The sequence below is a fragment of the Vibrio nigripulchritudo ATCC 27043 genome (assembly GCF_000222685.1).
GTDB lineage: Bacteria > Pseudomonadota > Gammaproteobacteria > Enterobacterales > Vibrionaceae > Vibrio > Vibrio nigripulchritudo.
The window spans coordinates 1-3444 of record NZ_AFWJ01000160.1; the positions used below are offsets into that span (position 1 = coordinate 1).

The 3444-nt window shown below is 46.7% G+C and carries 2 protein-coding genes and 1 pseudogene; all 3 read left to right on the plus strand.

Annotation, left to right across the window (positions count from 1 at the left end):
- Positions 1–624, plus strand: a pseudogene (locus RH89_RS13805) (type I restriction-modification enzyme R subunit C-terminal domain-containing protein); the annotation flags it as partial.
- A 120-nt stretch (positions 625–744) separates the two neighbouring features.
- Positions 745–2352 (plus strand): N-6 DNA methylase, encoded by a 1608-nt coding sequence (locus RH89_RS13810; RefSeq protein ID WP_004402894.1) that lies wholly within the window; start codon positions 745–747, stop codon positions 2350–2352.
- Positions 2349–3444: restriction endonuclease subunit S (locus tag RH89_RS28710; protein ID WP_050811535.1), on the plus strand; the 1096-nt coding region annotated here is incomplete at its 3' end. The genes RH89_RS13810 and RH89_RS28710, both read left to right, overlap by 4 nt.

Genomic DNA, 3444 nt, shown 5'->3' on the forward strand with positions numbered 1-3444 from the left:
TGGTCGGGCGGTTAGAGCAGCTCAAACTAAGAAATAAACGACTTGCGAGACATGCCGATTTTCACCGACGTAGACGACGAAGTTTTGCGCGTTGAAACCGTGTATGGCGAGCATGAAACCGCGCAAGACTTCTTAGAAGCCTTTGACGCGCTGGTGGATCGTTCCATTAACCAGCAAGAAGCGTTAAACGTGATCGTCAACCGCCCAAGGGATTTAACTCGAAAAGGCTTGTTAGAACTGCAAGAGTGGTTCGATGCGCAAAACTTTAACGAGCCAACCCTCAAAAAAGCGTGGAAAGAGACCAAAAACCAAGATATAGCCGCTCGCCTTGTCGGTCACATTCGCCGAGCCGCCATTGGAGATGCGCTATTGCCATTTGAAGAAAGGGTCGATCTGGCGCTGACCAAAATCAAAGCGCAAAATGCGTGGAGCGCCGAGCAGCTAAACTGGCTTGATCGCCTTGCTTCATCCATAAAAGAAAAAGTGGTGCTCGACGATGACACCTTTAAAACGGGGAATTACAAACGCAAAGGGGGGAAACGCAAGCTAGAGCGCGTCTTTAATGACGAATTAGACAGCGTTCTCACCCAATTTAAAGAATTTATGTGGGATGCGCCCGCCTAACTCAGTAGAATCGAACCCAATTTAACGTAGCCAAATGAAAAGCAAGTGCTGGGCGTTGTTCAAATCAGAACCTGAGAACGTACATCACCGCACTTGCCTATAACAAACAAGAGAACAAACATGAACAATAATGATCTGGTCGGCAAACTGTGGAAGCTGTGTGACAACCTGCGCGATGGCGGCGTCTCTTACCAAAACTACGTCAACGAGCTGGCGTCTCTGCTGTTTCTGAAAATGTGTGAAGAAACCGGCCAAGAAGATGAATTGCTGCCTGAGGGTTACCACTGGGCCGATCTAAAAGCCAAACTAGGCCAAGAACAGCACCAGTTCTACCGAAATATGCTGGTGCAGTTGGGTGCCGACGACCACGCCATTGTTCGTGCGATTTTCCAAAACGTGAACACCACCATTACCCAGCCTGCGCAGCTCACAGAGCTGGTGAACAACATGGACAACCTAGAATGGTTTGACGAATCCGATTCTGGGCAAGGGCAAGGGCAAGGCAAAAGCCGCGACGACTTTGGTGACATGTACGAAGGGCTGCTGCAAAAAAACGCCAACGAGACCAAGTCTGGCGCGGGGCAATACTTCACCCCCCGTGCGCTCATCAGCACCATTGTTAAGCTAATGCAGCCGCAGCCCCGTGAAATCATTCAGGATCCGGCAGCAGGCACCGCCGGCTTTTTAATAGAAGCAGACAAGTACATAAAAGCCCACACCAACGATTTAGAAACCCTAAGCGGCGACGACCAAGACTTTCAAATGAAACAAGCCTTTGTCGGGCTGGAACTGGTGCCAGAAACCCGCCGTTTAGCACTGATGAACTGCCTGTTGCACGATATTGAAGGCGATAAAAACGAAGGGGCGATCCGCTTAGGCAACACGCTTGGTAGCGCAGGGGAAAACTTGCCAAAAGCCGATGTGATCCTAACCAACCCGCCATTTGGCAGTGCATCCAGCACCAACATTACGCGTACCTTTGTTCACCCAACCGGTAACAAACAGCTCTGTTTTATGCAGCATATCTACGATGCGCTAGAACCAGGTGGCCGTGCAGCCGTTGTAATTCCTGATAACGTGTTATTCGAAGGCGGCAAGGGTACAGACATTCGTCGTGACTTAATGGACAAGTGTAACCTGCACACCATCTTGCGTTTGCCAACGGGTATCTTCTACGCACAGGGCGTGAAAACCAACGTACTCTTCTTCCAAAAAGGCACGCCAGAAAACAAGCACCAAGACAAAGGTTGTACTAAAGAGACATGGGTATTCGACATGCGTACCAACATGAACACCTTTGGTAAACGCCGCCCGCTCACTGCCAAGCACTTTGAAGCCTTTATTACCGCTTATGGTGAAGACAAAAACGGCAAATCACCGCGCGAAGAGGGGGTTTACGAAACCCTAGGCAACATCTTTGCCGAAGGTGAGGATTCTGTAGAAAACACCATCGACAATTCCCGCTTCCGCAAATTCAGCCGTGACTACATTCGCGACCAGAAAGGTGACAGCCTGGATATCTCTTGGCTAAAAGACCTAGAAGCCACCAGTGCAGAAAACCTGCCAGAGCCAGAAGTACTAGCAGGTGAAGCAATGGCAGAGCTTACCGAAGCCATATCTGAAATTTACCAATTGATGCAAGCACTTGGCGCGAATGATGAAGCAGAGGGGCAAAAGCAGTTGCTTGAAGAAGCCTTTGGCTTAGCAGAAAAGCCGGAGGCTAAATGATGAGTGAGTTGCCGAAAGGTTGGGTAGATTCAAGATTAGAAGAGTCTATTTATCTTAATCAAAAATTCTCAAATATAGACGACGACAGCGAATGCGGCTTCGTGCCTATGGCTTTGGTGCCAACTAAGTATGGCGCACCGATTGAATTTGAGACGAAAAAATGGGGAAAATGTAAGAAAGGATATACTCAGTTTCAGAATGATGATGTTCTACTAGCAAAAATTACTCCTTGCTTTGAAAATGGTAAGAGCGCTCTTGTATCAGGTCTTCCTAATGGTATTGGTGCAGGGAGCACCGAATATTTTGTTTTAAGAAGTGTGAGTAACCTAGTTGAGCCAAAGTATCTTCATGCGTTCGTGAAGACTAGAGACTTTCTGATTAACTGTGAAACAAATATGAGTGGGTCGGTAGGTCATAGACGAGTTCCTAAAGATTACTTACTTAACTATTCGATGCCCCTAGCCCCACTAGCCGAACAAAAACGCATTGTTGAAAAACTCGATGAGGTATTGGCACAGGTCGACACCATCAAAGCCCGCCTAGATGGCATCCCAGATTTGCTAAAACGCTTCCGCCAATCGGTACTCGCTTCTGCGGTGTCGGGTAAGTTGATAGCTGTTAAGACTCCTCGTCTTATGACTATTGGGGATGTATCTGAGGATATTCGATATGGAACTTCTAAAAAATGTGAATACAAAGGAGGGGATACTCCTGTAATCCGTATTCCTAATATTGGTGATAGAAAACTAGATGTTTCAGATTTGAAATCGGCAGATTTCACAGAGAAAGAACTTGAGAAATTAGCTCTTAAGTCGGGTGATCTTTTAGTTATTCGTTCTAATGGCAGCTTGGATCTCGTGGCTAAACCCGCCATAGTCGAGTCTCAGTATGAAGGTTTTTTATATGCTGGCTATTTGATCAGAATTAGGTGCGATAGAGAAAAAGTAATACCAAGCTTTTTGCTAAATGTTTTGAGTTCAAGAGTTGTGAGAGATGTTGTTGAGTTGGGTGCTCGCTCGACTAGTGGAGTAAATAATATTAACTCAAAAGAGCTATCTGCCTTAGAGTTTGTACTACCTTCACTAGAAGAAC